This is a genomic window from Pseudarthrobacter sp. SSS035 (genome assembly GCF_023273875.1).
Taxonomy (GTDB): Bacteria; Actinomycetota; Actinomycetes; order Actinomycetales; family Micrococcaceae; genus Arthrobacter.
Genome location: NZ_CP096882.1, coordinates 1,235,825 through 1,254,742 on the forward strand (window position 1 = coordinate 1,235,825; position 18,918 = coordinate 1,254,742).

15 protein-coding genes and 1 pseudogene are annotated in these 18,918 nt (G+C 65.9%); 10 read left to right on the top strand and 6 right to left on the bottom strand.

All coding sequences use genetic code 11. The features are described from left to right. The first annotated feature begins 4 nt into the window (after nt 1-4). The 3 genes from MUN23_RS05565 (at nt 5) to tgt (ending at nt 3,224) form a co-directional block, all read left to right on the top strand. A complete protein-coding gene (locus tag MUN23_RS05565; RefSeq protein WP_248762894.1) occupies nt 5-1,057 on the top strand; it encodes a DUF6707 family protein in 1,053 nt (350 codons plus the stop codon). A 61-nt stretch (nt 1,058-1,118) separates the two neighbouring features. Then, nucleotides 1,119-1,844: an SRPBCC domain-containing protein gene (locus tag MUN23_RS05570; protein WP_248762896.1), complete on the top strand. Its 726-nt coding sequence runs from the start codon at nt 1,119-1,121 to the stop codon at nt 1,842-1,844. 33 nt (nt 1,845-1,877) lie between these two features. Further along, nucleotides 1,878-3,224: a tRNA guanosine(34) transglycosylase Tgt gene (gene tgt / locus MUN23_RS05575; RefSeq protein WP_248762898.1), complete on the top strand. Its 1,347-nt coding sequence runs from the start codon at nt 1,878-1,880 to the stop codon at nt 3,222-3,224. 144 nt (nt 3,225-3,368) lie between these two features. On the opposite strand, the gene MUN23_RS05580 is transcribed toward tgt, so the two are convergent. Further along, nucleotides 3,369-4,085: a queuosine precursor transporter gene (locus MUN23_RS05580; protein WP_248762900.1), complete on the bottom strand. Its 717-nt coding sequence runs from the start codon at nt 4,083-4,085 to the stop codon at nt 3,369-3,371. A gap of 138 nt (nt 4,086-4,223) precedes the next feature. On the opposite strand from MUN23_RS05580, the gene MUN23_RS05585 reads away from it, so the two are divergent. Next, on the top strand, nt 4,224-5,120 hold the full coding sequence (locus tag MUN23_RS05585) for a hydroxymethylpyrimidine/phosphomethylpyrimidine kinase (protein WP_248762902.1): 897 nt from the start codon (nt 4,224-4,226) through the stop codon (nt 5,118-5,120). On the opposite strand, the gene MUN23_RS05590 is transcribed toward MUN23_RS05585, so the two are convergent. Further along, complete coding sequence (locus tag MUN23_RS05590) at nt 5,117-5,740, bottom strand: TetR/AcrR family transcriptional regulator (protein WP_248762904.1); 624 nt, start codon at nt 5,738-5,740, stop codon at nt 5,117-5,119. The genes MUN23_RS05585 and MUN23_RS05590 overlap by 4 nt on opposite strands. A gap of 99 nt (nt 5,741-5,839) precedes the next feature. Here MUN23_RS05590 and MUN23_RS05595 point away from each other — a divergent pair, with 99 nt between their 5' ends. Further along, a complete protein-coding gene (locus tag MUN23_RS05595) occupies nt 5,840-6,157 on the top strand; it encodes a hypothetical protein (RefSeq protein ID WP_248762906.1) in 318 nt (105 codons plus the stop codon). 26 nt (nt 6,158-6,183) lie between these two features. Here the strand turns inward: MUN23_RS05595 and MUN23_RS05600 are convergent, their stop codons facing one another. Together MUN23_RS05600 and MUN23_RS05605 are read right to left on the bottom strand one after the other, a co-directional pair. Next, nucleotides 6,184-7,482 (bottom strand): serpin family protein, encoded by a 1,299-nt coding sequence (locus tag MUN23_RS05600; protein WP_248762908.1) that lies wholly within the window; start codon nt 7,480-7,482, stop codon nt 6,184-6,186. A 269-nt stretch (nt 7,483-7,751) separates the two neighbouring features. Beyond that, nucleotides 7,752-9,143: pseudogene (locus tag MUN23_RS05605) on the bottom strand (MFS transporter). A 253-nt stretch (nt 9,144-9,396) separates the two neighbouring features. On the opposite strand from MUN23_RS05605, the gene MUN23_RS05610 reads away from it, so the two are divergent. Genes MUN23_RS05610 through MUN23_RS05620 form a run of 3 tightly spaced genes read left to right on the top strand, consistent with a single transcriptional unit; the run spans nt 9,397 to nt 12,573 of the window. Further along, nucleotides 9,397-10,065 carry a response regulator transcription factor gene (locus MUN23_RS05610; RefSeq protein WP_248762910.1) on the top strand — a complete coding sequence of 223 codons (669 nt, stop codon included), beginning with the start codon at nt 9,397-9,399 and terminating at the stop codon, nt 10,063-10,065. Further along, nucleotides 10,062-11,546 carry a HAMP domain-containing sensor histidine kinase gene (locus tag MUN23_RS05615; RefSeq protein ID WP_248762912.1) on the top strand — a complete coding sequence of 495 codons (1,485 nt, stop codon included), beginning with the start codon at nt 10,062-10,064 and terminating at the stop codon, nt 11,544-11,546. The genes MUN23_RS05610 and MUN23_RS05615 overlap by 4 nt, the downstream gene beginning before the upstream one ends. Nucleotides 11,547-11,580: 34 nt before the next feature. After that, complete coding sequence (locus tag MUN23_RS05620; protein ID WP_248764000.1) at nt 11,581-12,573, top strand: TAXI family TRAP transporter solute-binding subunit; 993 nt, start codon at nt 11,581-11,583, stop codon at nt 12,571-12,573. A gap of 159 nt (nt 12,574-12,732) precedes the next feature. On the opposite strand, the gene MUN23_RS05625 is transcribed toward MUN23_RS05620, so the two are convergent. Then, nucleotides 12,733-14,247, bottom strand: coding sequence for an XRE family transcriptional regulator (locus MUN23_RS05625; RefSeq protein ID WP_248762914.1), 1,515 nt, complete (start codon nt 14,245-14,247; stop codon nt 12,733-12,735). Nucleotides 14,248-14,401: 154 nt separating this feature from the next. On the opposite strand from MUN23_RS05625, the gene aceA reads away from it, so the two are divergent. Together aceA and aceB are read left to right on the top strand one after the other, a co-directional pair. Further along, entirely contained in the window at nt 14,402-15,718 is a 1,317-nt protein-coding gene (gene aceA, locus MUN23_RS05630; RefSeq protein ID WP_248762916.1) for an isocitrate lyase, read from the top strand. 92 nt (nt 15,719-15,810) lie between these two features. Beyond that, nucleotides 15,811-17,463: a malate synthase A gene (aceB, locus tag MUN23_RS05635; protein ID WP_248762918.1), complete on the top strand. Its 1,653-nt coding sequence runs from the start codon at nt 15,811-15,813 to the stop codon at nt 17,461-17,463. A 234-nt stretch (nt 17,464-17,697) separates the two neighbouring features. Here the strand turns inward: aceB and MUN23_RS05640 are convergent, their stop codons facing one another. Then, nucleotides 17,698-18,894, bottom strand: coding sequence for a CynX/NimT family MFS transporter (locus MUN23_RS05640; RefSeq protein ID WP_248762920.1), 1,197 nt, complete (start codon nt 18,892-18,894; stop codon nt 17,698-17,700). Nucleotides 18,895-18,918 lie beyond the last annotated feature (24 nt).

Sequence of the window (18,918 nt, forward strand, 5' to 3'; positions counted from 1 at the left end):
TCCCATGACCGAAACCCCAGCCGCCAGGCACTACAGCGAACAGCAGGCTGGATCTCTGACCACCGGCGATCAGCTCCTCCTCCCCGACGGTGAACGCACCGCCGAAATCCAGCACGTGGAGTTTGAACCGGATGATTTCGGGACCCCTGCGGTGGTCCTGGCAAACCTCACCGGCGGCGGCACCCTCCGCATCGCAGCCGGCTCCACCGTAAAGATCCTGGACACAACAGTCCGGGTCATCACGGTTCCGGACACCACAGTTCAGGACACCCCCGTTCAGGACACAACGCCCGACGCCGTCACGCAGCTTACGGTCGCGGCGCAACCCCCTGCCGAACAACCCCAGCACACCGGCGAAGCGGGGGCAGCCCCGGCGGCTCCCGCCGTCGTCGTACCTCCCCCGCCGGCCATCCCGCCCGCGGTGAGCGGCCCGTCCGCGGAAGAACTGGCGCTGATTCCGGCGCCGCAGGGCACACCCGAAGCGGTGGTGGAGGCTGCCGCGGAAGCCCACCCGGACGCCGTTGGGGTGCTGCTGCTGGCGGACAAGCTGGCCAAGGGCATCAACTTCAAGTCCGGCAGCTGCCTCAAGGACCTCAGCGACCTCGCCCACGAGCTGTTCATCACGCTCAAGGATCCGGACGGGGCGCTCACCGTGGCGGACCTGCTCAACGTCCTCCCGTTCGACGGCAACCCGGGCCGCTGGGCGTCCGTGGAGGCGTCGCTGGCGTTGTCCAGCTTCATCTGCCGCCAGGACCGGCAGGAGGAGCGCGCCGACGTCTATGAAAAGCTGCTGCGTTTGCCGGAAAACCAGGAAACGGACCCGTTCAAGGCGCGGATGAACGCCAAGGTGCGCCAGCGTTCGCTGAACGAACCCAACCTGTACGACAAAGAGATCTTCCGCTCGATCGACAACTCCAACCACGAGGCCGAGCGGGAGTGGCGGCTGCTGCGCCTCGAATCCCTGCTGTTCCTGCGCGCACACGGCGGGTCCGAGACGATCGGCGTCGGCGAACTCCAGCGCCGGATCAGCAACGAACTCGAGGCCGTCCGGGCCTAAGCCGTCGGGGTGGGGGAATTGCCCCCTACCCGGGGCTGCGCCGGGGTTGTAGATTCGGGCTATGACGAACAATCTGAGCGTGGTGATAAATGCTGATGCGCCGCAGGTCTGGACCATGCTGCGTGAACCGGCCAAAGTTGCCCAGTGGCACGGCTGGGAGGCTGACGAACTGGCGGATGAGATTGACGGGATCTACTTCAGCAGCAACGTCGTTGAAGCCCCGGACCACACCAGCCTGACCACCAACGGCGGCGACGTTTTCGACTTGAAACCGGTGTCCGCCGGGACGCTGGTCAGTGTCACGCGGGCAGCCCTGGACCACAACTCCGAGTGGGCGGCCTGGGACGAGGACATCACCCAGGGCTGGCTGACGTTCCTGCAGCAACTCCGCTTCGCGCTGGAACACCACCCGCACGGCAAGCGGCACACGTTGTTCTTCGAATTTCCCAACGAGCCGGCTTCCGCCATCGAAAAGCTGGGCTTGTCGGACGTGCCTGCGCCGGGTGAGACGTACGGGCTGAAGCTGTCCACAGGGGAGGAGATCACCGGGAAGGTCTGGTTCCGCAGCAACCACCAGGTAGGGCTCACCGTCCACAGCTATGCAGAGCACGGCGACGGCCTGCTGATCGTGGCGGACCAGCCAGTCATTGAAGGTGTGAGGCCCCACGGCGGCGCCATGGCGATCGCCTCGACGTTCGATCTGGGTGCCCACAAAAAGGACTCCATCCATTCGCTCTGGGACAGTTGGCGGGCTGAGAACTACCCCACATCGGAAGCGGCCCACTGAGGGATCGGCGGCGTTTGCTGGCACACTGGAACCGTGCCAGCCAACCCCGCCCCCGCGCCATCCGTCTCCGTTTCGGCCGCCACAGCTGATCCCGTCGCACCGGCGGCCGGCTCCGCCGCTGCAGCCGACCAGTCGCAGTTCTCCTTCACCGTTGGCACCCGGTTTGCTGACAGCTGTGCGCCGTCGGCTGCGCAGGCAGCTGCCAACGGCGGCGAATTCCTGGGCCGCACGGGGACCATCACCACTCCGCATGGCGAGATCCGCACCCCGGCGTTCATCGCCGTCGGGACCAAGGCCACGGTGAAGTCCGTCCTGCCGGAATCCATGGCGGACCTCGGTGCGCAGGCGCTCCTGGCCAACGCCTACCACCTATACCTCCAGCCCGGGGCGGACATCCTGGACGAGGCCGGCGGGCTGGGCGCGTTTATGAACTGGTCCGGGCCGACGTTCACGGATTCCGGCGGGTTCCAGGTGATGAGCCTGGGGTCCGGGTTCAAGAAGGTCATCGACATGAAGTCGGTGGACACCTCCGGACCGGACGACGCCGTGGCTCCGGGCAAGGAACGCCTGGCGCATATTGACGACGACGGTGTCTGGTTCAAATCGCATCTCAACGGCGACCGCCACCGGTTCTCCCCCGAAATTTCGATGCAGGTCCAGCACCAGATCGGCGCGGACATCACGTTCGCGTTCGACGAGCTGACCACGCTGCAGAACTCCCGCGGCTACCAGGAGGAATCGCTCGAGCGCACGCGGCTGTGGGCCCTGCGCTGCCTGGAGGAGCATTTCCGGCTGACCACGTCCCGAGTGGGGAAGCCGTACCAGGCCCTCTTTGGCGTGATCCAGGGTGCCCAGTATGAGGACCTGCGCCGGAAAGCCTGCCGGGACCTTGGCGCCATGGACTTCGACGGCTACGGCATCGGCGGGGCGCTGGAGAAGGAAAACCTGGGCACGATTGTGCGCTGGTGCAACGAGGAGCTGCCGGAGGACAAGCCGCGGCACCTGCTGGGCATCTCCGAGCCGGACGATATCTTCACCGCGATCGAGAACGGCGCGGATACCTTCGACTGTGTGTCCCCCACCCGCGTTGCCCGCAACTCCGCGTTCTACACGCCAGCCGGCCGCTTCAACCTCTCCGGCGCCAAGTACAAGCGCGACTTCGGCCCGCTCCAGGACGGCTGCGACTGCTACGCCTGCGCCAACTACTCGCGGGCCTACATCCACCACCTGTTCAAGGCCAAGGAGATGGTCTCGGCCACCCTAATCTCCATCCACAACGAGCGCTTCGTAGTGAAGATGGTGGACGATGCCCGGCTGGCCATCGAGTCTGGCCGTTTCTTCGAGTTCAAGGCCGAGACCCTGGCGCAGTACTACCGCTAAGCGCCGGCCCGGCTCGCTGCCCGCTCGCCTTCCCTGCGTCCCGCCGTCGTCCTCCGCGCCGTTTCGAGGGTTCCCTGCCCACTCGATGACTGCGAACATCGTCTGCGCAGGGAACCGTCGAAATGGCGGCCCGGGGATGGCCGCTCAGACCCCGTAGCTCGGTTCGCGCTTCTTGATCCAGCCGATCACGAGGGACGTCACCGGCACAAACAGGAACTCCACCAGCGTCTTGTAAACAAAGCCCACCACCACGTAGTTCAGGAACGTGCCGAAGTCCGTGATGCCGATGACGGAGGCGGCGATGCTGCAGAAAATCAGGGTGTCCACGAACTCGCCGGCGCCGGAGGAACCCATCAGCCGCGCCCAGAGGGACTTCTCCCCGGAGCGGGCCTTCATCTTCACCAGGATCCACGAGTTAATGGTCTGGCCGGCCAGGAATGCCAACAGCGAGGCGAGCACAATCTGCGGCACCGGACCAAGGGCCCCCTCAAGGGCGGCCTGCTTGGACGTGCCGAACTCGTCATCAAAGCCGGGCAGGGCGATGATCACCCAGTAGCAAACAGAGGCGAAGACGGACAGTGCGAAGGTGGTGAAAATGGCCTTGCGCGCCACCTTGAAACCGTAGACCTCGCTGATGACGTCGCCCAGGATGTAGGCGAGCGGGAACAGGAAAAACCCGCCGTCCGTGATGATCGGACCGATCGCGACGCCCTTGGACGCCCCGATGTTGGACAGGATCAGCACCACGGCCATAAACGCCAGCATGATGCCGAAGTACGGCGAACCGATTGATGCGAATTTCGGCGCCGTCCGGGCGGAGTCGGCGATGGGCTGGGCGTCAGGGCCTGAGGGGGAAGGCATGGGGGATTCCATTCGTAGTGGTTCGCTCGGCGTACGGTTCGCGCAACGAAAGTTGTGCGGGACGCCGGCTGTATTAGCACTGTCACGACATTCTCCCACTGAACAATAGGGCCCGACGCCGGATGGCAGGATAGTGCCATGACTTTAGCTTCAGCTGCCCTCCAGTCCCCCGTGTCCGCTCCCGCCGTCGTCCTGACCATCGCGGGATCCGAAGCCACGGGTGGCGCCGGGGCCCAGGCCGACCTGAAGACGTTCCAGGAGCTGGGCGTGTTTGGCATCGCCAACCTGACCTGCATTGTGTCCTTCGACCCGAGCGACAACTGGAACCACCGCTTTGTGCCGATGGACCAGCAGGTCATTGCGGACCAGTTGGAAGCCACGACGGCGGCCTACGGTCCGGCGTCAGACGTCACCGCCGGCGGCGCGTCGGCCGATTCCCTGACGCCGGGCCGGCCGGTCCTGGACACCGTAAAGATCGGCATGCTGGGCAGCCCCGCCACCATCAGCACAGTTGCGGCAGCACTGGAAACGGGCCGGTTCCGCAATGTCGTGCTGGATCCGGTGCTGATCTGCAAAGGCCAAGAGCCGGGCCACGCACTGGACACGGACCAGGCCCTGAAGGCGCAGATCCTGCCGCTGGCCACATTTGTCACCCCCAACCACTTCGAAGCCGAATCACTGTCCGGCCTGGCGATCACCGACCTCGAATCCCTGAAAGCCGCAGCAGTCCGCATCCACGAGCTCAGCGGCGCCGCGGTTCTCGCCAAGGGCGGCGTGCGGCTGGCAGGCCCGGACGCCGTCGACGTTTACTACGACGGCGAGACCCTCGAAGTCCTCAGCGCTCCCAAGGTGGGCGAGGTGGCCGTGTCCGGTGCCGGCTGCTCCCTCGCCGCGGCGGTAACGGCCGAGCTGGCCAAGGGCGCCACGCCACTGGGGGCTGCCCGGGCCGCCAAGGACTTTGTCACCGCGGGCATCCGCAACCGCGTGGCCTCCGGCGCGCCGTTCGACGCCCTCTGGCAGGGTGGCCCGCGTTAGCTTCTGACGCCTTCCCGCCGCGCCTTTTCCAGCCGGGCCTCTGCAAGCAAGTCGTCGGCTACCAGAGTCGCCGTCCGCACGATGAAGGCCCGACGGCGGTCCGCGCGGTCCGGAGCAGAGCCCGCCAAAAGTGCGTCGATCTGGGGCAGCACCGTCCAGCCGTCGCACAGGGTCACGATGGTGAGGACCAGGTCGGCGGCATCGGTGCGGTGGATTCCGGGCAGAACCTTCTGGATCTGGTCCACTTTCGCGGCGCAGTGGTCCGCGCGTGCTGCCCGGTCCACGGTGTTTCTCCCGCGCTCCAGGCCTTCCCAGAACAGGAGCCGGGCCAAGGCGCCGTCGTTCGTGTGACGGTCAAAAAGCCTTCCGGCGTAATCCCCGATGGACGCCGCGCCATAACCTTCGATGGGGACCTCGGACATCACCCGCACCAGTTCAGCGGCCAGGACGGCGTCGAACAGCTCATCCTTCTTGCCGAAGTACTGGTAGATGCGTTCCTTGTTCACACCCGCTGCGGCCGCAATGCGGTCCACCCGGGCCCCGGCAAGGCCCTTCTCACTGAACTCCTCCGTGGCGGCAGTCAGCAGCAGTGCTTTCGTGCGCTCAGTATTCCAGGCCATACGCCGATTCTACCCGTTTCCAACTAAGTAGTTGCAGTTTTGTGGAGCCCGTACTAATCTCGCTTTTATCAAAAGCAACTAACTAGTTGGAGTTAGCACATGAACAACACCCTCAGCCCCACAACAACTGCTCCCGCGCCAGCCACCCCTATTCAGACTCCGGTCACTTCTCACGGACCGGTGCCGCAGGCGCCGTCCATCCACGTCCGCGCCGTCATCACGTGGCTGGCCATCTTTCCGCTGGTGGCCGTGGGCATGATGGTGGTGGCACCCCTGACCGAGGGCTGGCACCTGGTGCTCCGTGCCCTAGTCCTGACACTCGTGGTGGTTCCGGTTGCCGTCTACCTCGTACTGCCGCGCCTTTTTGCCGGCTACGGCGCCCTGCTGCGCCGCCGCAATTCCTGCAAGACCAGGTAGTTAGGCTCAGCCCGGGGAACCCACGGTCACGAGCGCGGGTCGGCGACCTTCCCCATAAACAGCGGCAGGCCCGATTCCACATGCACGATCTGGTAGTGGAACGGCCGGTCGAAGCTAATGACCCGCTCGGGCGGTGGCGGAGCGCTGGTCGCCATGCCGTTGATCTGGGTCACCGCGGCGGCAATCGTGCCCTTTTCGGCCACCGTGATGTTGGCGGCCTGCGCGGCCTGGGTGATCATCATCTCGGGCTGGATGTTATTGAAGTCCTCCGTGGTGTCGAGCATCTTCTGGAGCCCCAGTGACTCAAACACCTTCCGCAGGTCGAAACTGCTCTTGTGGTCCCAGCGGGGCAGCTGGACCTGCACTGTCTCCAGCGCTGCGGTGTCGAAGGCGTCCGCGATTTCCGCTAGCGTGGCTGCACCGAAGGCCGTGGAGGCTGGCCGCGAACCGGCGTCGGCTCCGGCCGCCGGCAGGACCACCCGCATAACAAAACCGTCGGCGTAGGGCAGGTCCACGCCCTGCCAACCTGCGCCTTCCGCGTACTTCATCTTGAGCTCGTTATGCATGGAAGGCGTGTCGATTTCCTCACCGGCGGCTGTGGTGAACGGCAGGTCCGAGGTGGCATTCGGGTCAAACGGTGCGCTCCAGGCGGAGGCAAAATACAGGGAGTTGAGGAGGCTGAAGGTGTTCCGGCGGTCGTACTCTGCGGGGGCCTCCTTGATCCGGCCGCCTGTGTTCCTGTTGACCCACGCATCGATGGCGGGCTTCGTTGCACCCTCATCGCTGAAGTCCACGGGATACACACCGGTTCCGTAGTGCCGGGCAAGAGTGTCCAGGAAGGACTCGCCGGTGGGCACACCCTTGTCCACAAACAGACCGTTGGCGGCGTGCATGACCGGTTTCCGCGGCGGGTTGTCCTCATCCACTGCGCCGGGGTCGCCGTCGAACTTCCCCAGCGAACTGAGGACCGCGTTCATGGCCTCGTCGCGATTCTCTGCGGGGAGTCCCAGGACGCTGTCCATCTCCGCCGCGGTCTCGCCCGACGCGCCGGAGCGAAGCATCGCGAGGGCAATCAGCAGGCTCCCGGGCGAGGACACGACGTTCCCGTTGGCGCCGTCGCCGCCGTCCGCCAGCAGGGCCTCGCCGAGCCCGAAAGCGGAAGCCCGGAAGGAGCGCAGTTCGGCGTCATACGCCGCGCGGTCCACCGAAACGCGCTCGACGCCGTCGGCTGTCAGGAGCTCCGGAGGCGCAGGGGCCGGGGCCGCACATGCTGCCAGTCCCAGCACCGCACCCAAGGCCACCGCCCGCTGAAAACGAAACACCACTGTCGCCTCCCCCGGCACACAAGGGCGGGAATCCGCCTGCTCCCAGTGAACCAGCGACGGCGGCGCGAAACGATGCCTGAACGGTCACGCTTTGCACTCATTTTGGTCTCATCCAAACGCTCTCTCACCTAACGCAAGAAAACCCCGGACGCTCCCTCTCACTTTCCACAAGAAAGTGAGAGAGCGTCCGGGGCGCGGGGGCGGTGCGGTGGGCGTACGACGGCGGGCGGCCACCCGCCGTCGTACGCTCACTGGAGCTGCCGACAGCGCTAGGCGTTGATGAGGTCCTTGTCCTTGTCGTCGTCCTTGGCCGGGCGGTTCCAGGCGTCGCCCTGTTCGCGGTCCAGGTGGGTGGTCTTCTTGTTCTTCAGGGCGAAGATGTAGACCAGCAGCGAAATAGCGATGGCAACCGTGACGTAGGTGAAGAACAGGTCCACGCGCTCGGCCTTCTGGAACGCGGCGCCGAGCAGCGGGACCGTGCCGCCGAAGAGCGAGTTCGCGATCGCGTAGCCCAGGCCGACGCCGAGGGCGCGGATGGAGGCCGGGAACAGCTCGGCCTTCACGAGGGCGTTGATCGAGGTGTAGCCGCCGACGATCAGCAGGCCACCCAGCATCAGCAGGAACGCCGTGAACGGGTCCTTCGTGTTGGACAGGGTGGATAGCAGCGGCCAGGTGAACAACACACCCGTGATGCCGAACCAAAGCAGCAGCGGCCGGCGCCCGACCTTGTCCGAGATGATCCCGTAGACCGGCTGGAGCAGCATGAAGATGAACAGCGCCCAGAAGTTGATCACGGAGGTGTCGGTCTTGGCGATCCCGGAGGTATCGTTCATGAACTTCAGAATGAAGTTGGTGTACGTATAGAACGCCACGGTGCCGCCGAGGGTGACGCCGATGCAGATCAGCAACGGCTTCCAGTGCTGGGTGAACAGCAACCTCATGGTGCCGGGTTGGGCAACGCCGGCCACGGCCGGAACCTTGGCGGCCTCGACCTGCTCGGCGGACACGGTTTCTTCCATCGAGCGCCGCAGCCACAGGACCACGAGCGCGGCGACGCCGCCGATCGCGAAGGGGATGCGCCAGCCCCACTCAGTCAAGGCGCCCTTGTCCATGGTGTTCTGCAGGATGACGAGCACCAGCAGGGCCAGCATCTGGCCGCCGATCAGCGTGACGTACTGGAAGCTTGAGAAGAAGCCACGGCGTTTGGATGTGGCGGCCTCGGACATGTAGGTGGCGCTGGTGCCGTATTCGCCGCCCACGGAGAAGCCCTGGACCAACCGCACAAGGATCAGCAGAATCAGCGCCCAGACGCCTATCTGCTGGGTCGTCGGCAGGATGGCGATGGCGAAGGAACCGGCGGACATGATCGTCACGCTGAGCGTCAGGGCCGCCTTTCGGCCCTTGCGGTCGGCATAGCGGCCGAAGAACCAGGCGCCCACCGGACGCATCAGGAACGACGTCGAGAAGACGGCCATGGCCTCGAGCCCGGCCTGCAGGTCGTCTTGGGAATTGAAGAAGTGCGACTGGAAGTACGCCGCGAAGACTGTGTAAACGTAGAGGTCCTACCACTCCACGAGGTTGCCCGCTGAACCCTTGAGGATGTTGCTCACGGCCCGGCGGGTCTGTGCGGCCTCGCTCTGGACTGTGTGCTGGGCGCTCATCGTTGAACCTCCCCGGACTGCGGCGATTCCTGGCTTGCTTTTATGCTGTCCATGGCTACGTTGCCCATGGTTCCTCCTCGACGTTGACGGTCCCCCTCAAACGCCGAGGGCCTCATCCAAGTTATGCGTGATGCAAGGCACATCCAACGTGGGAGGGCATTTCCTAACACTTCCTTAGGTTTCGGCGGGAGACGGGGTAATCTCCAAGGCGGGCAGATTGCGTTGCCCGCTCAGCGAATAAGGGAACCAGACCATGGAGTTGCTCATCGTCGAGGACGACGACGCCATGGCGTCCGCCCTCGCCGCCGCCGTCGCGACCGCGGGGCACAACCCCACCCGGGTTGCCCGCGGAGCAGACGCCCTGCTGGTCCACCGGAAGTTCGAAGTGATCCTGCTGGACCTCGGCCTTCCCGATATGGACGGGCTGGAGTTACTGCGGAAACTGCGCCAGGTCACGCCGGTGCCCATCCTGATTCTCACCGCGCGCGACGACGAACGCAGCGTGGTGCTCGGCCTGCGGTCCGGAGCTGACGACTACCTCGTCAAACCTGTGAAGCTTGTGGAACTTCTTGCCCGCATCGAAGCCGTCACGCGGCGTGCCGGCCGCTATCGCGGCACACGGCAGCAGAGTGTGGTGCTGGGTGATCTTGAGATCGACCTGGAGCGGCGCGTGGCGGCCCTCCGCTCCGAAGTGCTGCCGCTGACGGCCACCGAGTTTGACCTGCTGGCACTGTTGGCCAGCCACGCCGGCTCCGTGGTCACCCGCGAACAGATCCTGGACGCGCTGTGGGGCGACGCCTTCGTGGCCTCGTCCCGGTCCCTTGACGTGCACCTGACAGGGCTGCGGGCAAAACTCCAGTTGCCGGGCTTCATCATCAACGTCCGCGGCGTCGGCTACCGGGTCGAGGCGGACCCGGCGTGAAACTGCGCGTCCTGGGCATCCTGAGTGTCCTGGCGGTACTCATGGTCATCATCGCCTCCAACGCCATCCTGACCTCGGCCGGGCGGGAAGTGACCCAGGAACTCCAGATCAACCGTGCCGCGTCGCTCAACCGCCTGGCACAAGTGGCGTTCGACGCAGCTTCCGCAGGCGAAACCGCTCAATTGCAGACCGAGATGGACCGGTATTCCGAACTCTACGGGGAGGGAATCCTGATCCGTCTTCAGCAGGGAACCCTGCGCTCCGGCGGCCTGAGCGAGGACCGGCCTGACGTCCGGGACGCGGTGGCCAGGGCGAGCCTGAACCTCAACGACACCACGCTCACTCCGCTGCAGCCGTTCGGGCCCTCGTCCGAGGTGATCTCCCGGTCCTTCGGCAGCGCCAGCCAGGTCCTGGGCGAGGCGGTCCTCGAGGTCAACCTGGACGCGGCCCGGCAGAAACTTCGGGAGCGGTGGCTCATCGTCGCATTGGCAGCCGCGGTCCTGGCTGCGGTGCTCCTGCTTGGTGCGGCCCGCGTGACCGAGTGGGTGCTGCGCCCCGTACATCGGCTGAACGCCGCCGTCACGGAGCTTGAGGCAACAGGCCGGACCGGTCAGCTTCCCGAGGCCGGGCCGCCGGAACTTCGGGAACTGAGCCGTTCATTCACCACCATGGCGCAGACAGTCAGCAGCAGCCTCGACTCCCAGCGGCAACTGATAGCTGACACGTCGCACGAACTGCGCAATCCGGTGGGGGCGCTGCGGCTCAGGATCGATTTGCTGCAGCTGGAGCTGAAGACCGCCCGGGAGCACGACGCCGCGGCAGGGGTGCTGGCCGAGCTCGAACGTGTGGAGGAGATTCTGGACGGGGTACTTCGGTTGGCAGCCGCCGAGCACCGGGCCTCCGAGGACTCCGCCCGGGGTCCGCTTGGAACCCCGACGCGTGACGTTCAAGCTCCCGTTGATCCCTACCCGATCCTGCAGGAAGAAGCCGAACGGGCCGGCCCTGCCGCCCAGCGCAGCGGAGCATCGATCATGCTGGAAAGCCCACCGGCACCCGCCGTGCACATCGCGTGCAACGCCGCGGAACTGGCCCAGATGGTGGGCGAACTCGTCAACAACGCCATCAAGTACGCTCCCGGCGCCCACATCTCGGTAGCTGCCCGCATTCGCCAAGGCATGGTGGCCATCGAGGTGTCCGACGACGGCCCGGGGCTGTCCGCGGACGAACGGACAGCGGCCATCAGCCGTTTCTGGCGGTCCCCGGCGCACCGGACGATCCGCGGCACCGGGCTGGGCATGACCATCGTGGACAAGCTGGCAGCCGCCAACGGTGGCCGGCTGGTGCTTGCCGAGGCCTCGCCGCATGGCCTGATCGCGCGCCTCGAGTTTCCTCGCGCCGCGGATGTGCCAGGACTTTTTGCCGGGCCGGAGCAGGCCGGGCCCGGGCAGGCCGGGCCGGGGCAGGCGGCTCCGCGTGGCTGACCTGACCGGGGGGCGCCTGACCGGAGCGCGGACCCTGCCCACGAGTCCCCCTCTTCCCCCGCGGCGGACCGTCCTCAAGGCCGGCGTCGCGGCCGGGTTGTCCGGACTGCTTCTGCCGGCCCTGAGTGCATGCACGCCCACGGACCGTCCGGGCACCGTCACTGTGGCGGGCGGCGAGCCCGGAGGCTTCTACCTTGAGTTCGCCGAGCTGCTGGCGGCGTCCCTCCAACGTCACGGCGTGGCCGGCCAAGCCACGGCCCTGACTACCGGCGGCAGCCTGGACAACCTCGAACATCTGCGGACCGGCAAAGCCACATTCGCCGTCGCGCTCGCGGATTCAGCTGCCCAGAGCACAGCGGCGGGTGAGCGGCCCGCCGTCGGACTTTCCGCCGTCGGAAAGGTGTACGAGAACTACGTCCACTGCGTCATCCGGCACAACAGCGAAATCCGGGACATCGGCGGGCTTGCTGGCCGCACCGTGGCTGTCGGCGAGCCCGGCTCAGGGACGTCGCTGACCACTCCGCGGCTGCTCGAGGCTGCCGGACTGAGCAGCACTGCGGGCACCGCCGGCGGCGTCACGGTGCTGAACCTCGGCCTCAACGAGGGCCTCGCGGCACTGCGGGACGGAACGGTGGACGCGCTGTTCTGGTCAGGTGGCGTGCCTACCGCGGCCATTGCCGCCGCGAACGACGACGTCGGGCTGGGTTTCCTGGATCTGTCGCCGCTGCTGCCGGCCCTGCGGGCCAAATACGGCGTCTTCTACGACCGGGTGCTGATCCCGGCGGGCGCCTACGCGGGCATTCCGGCCGTGTGGACCGTGGGCGTGGCGAACCTGCTGCTGTGCCGGAGCGATCTTGATGACCGAACCGTCAAGCGGACCGTCGAACTGCTGGTGGGCCATGCCGAGGAACTGATCCCGCGCTCCAGCCTGGGGGTCCAGTTTCTGAGCCCGGAATCCTTGATCAACACCGCGGGTTTGCCCCTGCACCCCGGCGCCGTCGCGGCGTACCGGGAGCTCCACGGGTAAGTGCGCTGGCTGCGCTGGCGTCCCCGTGGCCCCTGCCGCTTCACGGACAGCAGGCTTTTGGCAGGCCTGGTCCACGGCACGTGACTGCTTTTCGCGGATTTCCGAGGATTTAAAGCCCTCAGCTCTATGGCGGGGAACGTTCTGCGTGACGCCTACGGGTCAGCTCCCCGAGTGCGCAGCCAGGAACGAGTAGACCTCGGTCTCGTCCACGCCGGGGAACGCGCCGGGCGGCATCGCGGCCAGCAGGTGCGTGTTAGCGCGAGCCGCCGGCCAGGCGTTTCCGGCCCACTCGGAGGCCAGTGCTGCCGGGGGCCGCTTGCAGCAGTTCGGGTCGGGGCACGTGGACTTTTCGCGCGCCGTGGTTTCCCGGCCGCGGAACCATTTCACGTGCTGGTACGGCACCCCGATGCTCAGGGAGAACTCGCCGCTGGCCGATCGCTCCGTCCGGGCCGTGCACCAATACGTGCCGGACGGAGTATCCGTGTACTGGCTGTACGCGCTGAACTTGTCCGGCACATCAAACACCGCCCGCGAGGTCCAGGCCTTGCACGACGGCTGGCCTTCAATGGCGCCTGTATGGTCCATCGGGAACGTCACGCCGTCGTTCTCGTAGGCCTTGTAGATGATGCCGCTCTTGTGGGTCTTCTGGAAATGGGTAGTGATGCCCAGGTGCTTCGTGGCCAGGTTGGTGAAGCGGTGCGCGGCGGTCTCGTAGGAGACGGCAAAGGCGTCACGGATGTCCTCAACCGCGATTTCCTTGGCAGCCTTGGCCTTCTGCAGGAAGTCCACGGTGGCCTGCTCGGGCAGCAGGAGCGCGGCCGCGAAGTAGTTCGTGGCCACCCGCTGGCCGAGGAAGTCGCCGTAGTTCTTCGGCGTCTCGTGCCCCAGGACGTAGTGCCCCAGCGCCTGCAACAGCACCGAGCGGGGGTCGTGGTCCTGCCGCTGGCTCTGCGTCAGGTAAATTCTGTGATTCTTCAAATCCGTCACTGAACGGGTGGAATGCGGCAGGTCGCTCACGTGATGGAGGGTGAATCCGAGCTTCTCGGCGATGTCGGCGATGACGTGCTGGCTCAGCGGCCCGGCCGTGTAACCCACCAGTCCCAGGACCTTCTGGGCCTCGGCCTCATACTCCGGGAAGTAGTTGCCGCGCTCACGCATCATGGCACGCAGCTCACCGTTCGCGCGGCGGGCTTCCTCCGGCGTCGCCACCTGCTCGTTAAGCTTGCGTTCAAGCTCGTGCAGCAGCCCCACCTGCGCCTCCAACACATCGACCGGAAGCCGCGAGCTGATGCGGATTTTGGGCAGATTAAGGGACTCGTACAGGGGCCCGCGCTGGTAGCGTTCCAGCTCAATTTCCAGGGCCGCGCGGCGGCTCTGCGGCTCGGAGCCAAGCAACTGGTCGATGCTCACGTTCAGGGCCGTGGCCAGCCCCTGCAGCAGGGAAAGTTTGGGCTCCCGCTTGCCGTTTTCGATCAGGCTCAACTGGCTGGGGGCGGTCCCGACGGCGGCGCCCAGGTCATCGAGTGTGTACCCGGCCTGCTTGCGCAGATGCCGCACGCGGCGGCCCAGGCTGATGACGTCCAGTTCCGGAGAGGCGGCGGACGACGGCGGTAGGGCGACTTCGCGGTTCCAGCTTCCAGGCGTCATTTCTTGAGGATACGCGAAGAAGTGCATTTCTTTCCACACTTTTCCCCTAGAGAAGTGTTGCGAAGTGCTGAAAAGTAGTAATCACGGAAAGAAACACCGCACCGGGGTAGCCGGCCGGAGTTGCAAGGAAGCAGCTCCGGCCGGCGGATTAAGCACCCGGAGCTCAATCAAGGAGACAACGATGACTGCAGCATTTGAGCCCACCCAGCAGACGCCCGAAGAGCAGGCCGCCGCCCTGGAGCTTGAGTGGGCCGCCAACCCCCGCTGGGAAGGTGTGACCCGTGACTACAAGGCAACGGACGTCGTCAAGCTCCGCGGCCGTGTCTCCGAAGAGCACACGCTGGCCCGACGCGGATCCGAGAAACTGTGGAAGCAGCTCACCGAAGAGCACAAGACCGGCGGGTACACCAACGCCCTGGGCGCCCTGACCGGCAACCAGGCCGTGCAGCAGGTCAAGGCCGGCCTCCGCGCCATCTACCTCTCGGGCTGGCAGGTCGCCGCCGACGCCAACAACTCCGGCCACACCTACCCGGACCAGTCCCTCTACCCGGCCAACTCGGTTCCGACCGTGGTGCGCCGCATCAACAACGCCCTCCTGCGTGCGGACCAGATCGAATTCTCCGAAGGCATCCAGACCGTTGAGGACTGGATGGTCCCGATCGTTGCCGACGCCGAGGCCGGCTTCGGCGGCCCGCTGAACGCCTACGAGCTCATGAAATCCATGATCCAGGCCGGCGCGTCAGGCGTGCACTGGGAAGACCAGCTCGCCTCGGAGAAGAAGTGCGGCCACCTCGGCGGCAAGGTCCTCATCCCCACCCGGCAGCACGTCCGCACACTGAACGCCGCCCGCCTGGCCGCCGACGTCGCCGGCACCCCCTCGGTGGTCATCGCCCGCACCGACGCCGAGGCAGCCACCCTGATCACCTCCGACGTCGATCCCCGCGACCAGGAATTCGTCACCGGCGAACGCACCCCGGAAGGTTTCTACAAGGTCCGCAACGGCATCGAACCCTGCATCGCCCGTGCCAAGGCCTACGCCCCGTACTCCGACCTCATCTGGATGGAGACGGGCACCCCGGACCTGGAGCTTGCCCGCAAGTTCGCCGAAGCGGTCAAGGCCGACTTCCCGGACCAGATGCTCTCCTACAACTGCTCGCCCTCGTTCAACTGGCGCAAGCACCTGGACGACGCCACCATCGCCAAGTTCCAGCGTGAACTCGGCGCCATGGGCTTTACGTTCCAGTTCATCACCCTGGCCGGCTTCCACGCCCTGAACTACTCGATGTTCGATCTCGCCCACGGTTACGCCCGTGAAGGCATGAGCGCCTACGTCGAGCTGCAGGAGAAGGAATTCGCCTCCGAGTCCCGCGGCTACACCGCGACCAAGCACCAGCGCGAAGTCGGCACCGGCTACTTCGACGACATTGCAACTGCGCTCAACCCGAACGCATCGACCCTGGCACTGGTGGGATCCACCGAAGAAGGCCAGTTCCACTAAATTTTCCCCAAGTAAGTAGCACTAAGTGTCGTTTTGGAGGCTCAAAACGACACTTACTGCTACCCAGTTGGGCCCTGCACCAGGAGACTGAAATGAACACCTTCACTGACAGCTTCACCATCAACGGGATCACACTGACCGCGCAGCCCATTTGCCGGCAGGACGAGGTTCTTACTCCGGATGCACTGGAGTTTGTCGCCAAGCTGCACCGGGCCACGGCTGAGCGCCGGCAGGAACTGCTGCAGGCACGCCGGACCCGCCGGGCGGACATCGCCGGCGGCCAGGACCCCAGGTTCCTCCGCGAAACCGAGGACATCCGCAACGACCCGTCGTGGCGCGTCGCTCCCCCGGCCCCGGGCCTGGAGGACCGCAGGGTGGAGATCACCGGACCGGTGGACAAGAAAATGACCATCAACGCGCTGAACTCCGGCGCGAAGGTGTGGCTCGCTGACATGGAGGACTCCTCCACCCCCACGTGGCGGAACGTCATCAAGGGCCAGCTGAACCTCACCGACGCGCTGGAACGCCGCATCGATTTCACCTCGCCCGAGGGCAAGGAATACAAGCTCCGCCCGGCCGGTGAGCTGCCCACCATCGTGGTACGCCCCCGCGGTTGGCACCTGCCCGAGAAGCACATGATCATCGACGGCGCCCCCGTGGCCGGCGGCATCGTGGACTTCGGCCTGTACTTCTTCCACAACGCCCGGCGCCTCCTGGCCCAGGGCAAGGGACCGTACTTCTACCTGCCCAAGATCGAGAACCACCTCGAGGCACGGCTGTGGAATGACATCTTCATCCTCGCCCAGGACCTGTTGGGCATCCCGCAGGGCACCATCCGCGCCACCGTGCTGATCGAGACCATCACCGCGGCGTTCGAAATGGAGGAGATCCTCTACGAACTGCGTGATCACGCCTCAGGCCTGAACGCCGGCCGCTGGGACTACATCTTCTCCCTGATCAAGAACTTCCGTACCCGCGGCCCCCGGTTTGTCCTGCCGGACCGCGCCCAGGTGACCATGACGCAGCCGTTCATGCGCGCCTACACCGAACAGTTGGTCCGTGCCTGCCACAAGCGCGGCGCCATGGCCATCGGCGGAATGGCCGCCGCCGTCCCCAACCGCAAGGACGAGGCTGCCAACACGAACGCGTTCGAGAAGGTGCGTGCCGACAAGACCCGCGAGGCTAACGATGGCTTCGACGGCTCCTGGGTGGCCCACCCGGACCTCGTCCCGGTGTGCCGCGAAGTGTTCGATGCCACCCTCGGTGACCGTCCGAACCAGCTCGAGAAGCTCCGCGAGGACGTCATCCCAGACGACCGCGCACTCATCAACGTGGCCGCCACCGAAGGCACCATCACGGAGCAGGGCATCCGGAACAACATCGAGGTAGGCATCCGCTACATCGAGTCCTGGCTCCGGGGGAACGGCGCCGTTGCCATCCACAACCTCATGGAAGACGCCGCCACCGCGGAAATCTCCCGCTCCCAGATCTGGCAGTGGATGTTCGCGTCCGCCATCACCGACCGCGGTGAAATCATCACCCACCAGTGGATCGAGGAACTGCTCGACGAAGAGTTCGCCCGCCTGGAACGCTTCGACGGCGACCGCTTCGAAGACTCGCGCGACATCTTCGAGGAAGTCACCCTCAGCCAGGACTTCCCGTCCTTCCTGACCCTCCCCGCCTACGCCCGCTACCTCACCGAGGCCCGCGAAAAGGCAACCAAAGAGGAGCTCGCCGCGGCCTAAGGCTGCAGCAGGCTACTGAATAGATTTCCGTCCGCCGGGCAGGCACGCCCTTCGCAACAGGCACCCCCGAGATCCGGGGCGCCGGCCCGGCGACGGAACACCAGCGAGACAGCGCGAACCGGCAGCTGATGACCCAAACCAAAGGTTTGAGGGTATTAAGCTGCCGGTTCGCGCTGGTGTTTGTTTGGGGGGTGCCTGCGGGTGGAGGGGGAGAACGTACGACGGCGGGACGCGTCAGCGTCCTTTCGGCACCAGCCGCACGGCCAGGGTTGTGCAGACGAAGAACATCAGCACCGAGCCCAGGATCACCAGCAGCGCCGGGGTCCAGGAGCCCGAGGTGTCGTGAACAAACCCCACCAGCGGCGGGGCCACCGCACCGAAGCAATACCCCAATCCTTGGACCGTGGCGGACATCCGGCCCGCGGACACCTGGTCCCGGGCCAGTTTGATGATGGCGATGAAGATCAGCGTGATCCCGCCGCCCTGCGCGATGCCGCCGAACGTGGACCACAGCCACCACAGTTCCGGCGCCAGCAGCAGCCCGGCCGGCACGGCCGTCCACAGCACGCCAATGGTGACTGCCGTCGTCGTCGTACTGAAATATTTGGCCGCGAACGGCACTCCCAGGCCGCCAACAATGGCGAAGATCTGGAACAGCGATGAACCTGCCCCGGCGGCTGCGGCGGACATGCCGAGTTCGTCGTTGAGGTAGCTCGGCAGCCAGGCCGTCACCGCGTAGTAGGAAAACGCCTGCCCGGCGAAGCCTGCGGTGAGCCCGGCGGTAATCCAGCCGGAACCCTTGACGGCCGGGTGTTCCTGCCCGCCGGCCACCAGGGTGCGGGAGGGCACAAACGCGGTGCGGGCGCCCACGGCGAGGGTCCAGAAAACGATGGCAATCACGGCCAGAATGCCCACGGCGGCCAGGGCCACCCGCCAACCGGCCAGCTCGGCCAGGGGCGCCATGACCATCGATGTCAGGAATGATCCGATGTTTAGAGCCGCCGTGTACACACCCATGGCGGTCCCTTGGCGCATCGGGGAGAAGTCGCGGCGGATAATCAACGGCACCGCGATGTTGCCCACCGTGATGGCCAGGCCGATCATCACCGTGCCCACCACCACCGGTCCCGGGCCGCCCGCCGAGCGCACAATCACGCCAGCCAGGACGCCAAGGATAGTCAGCGAAACGGCGAACTCCGCGCCGAGTTTCCTCGTGGTCAGTGACGCCAGCGACGCGGCGAGCGCGAAGCACAGCACCGGGATGCTCGTCAGCAGGCCCAACATCACGGGGGTAAATCCGAGGTCGGCCTGCATCAGGTCAACCACCGGGGCAACGGCAACGAAGGGCCCACGCAGGTTCAGCGCCAGCAGTCCGATGCAGGCCAGGAGGATCCAGCCCTTGGGAACTTTGGCCAGGAACTGTCCGCTCATGAGGATTCGGCGGTGACTAAATAG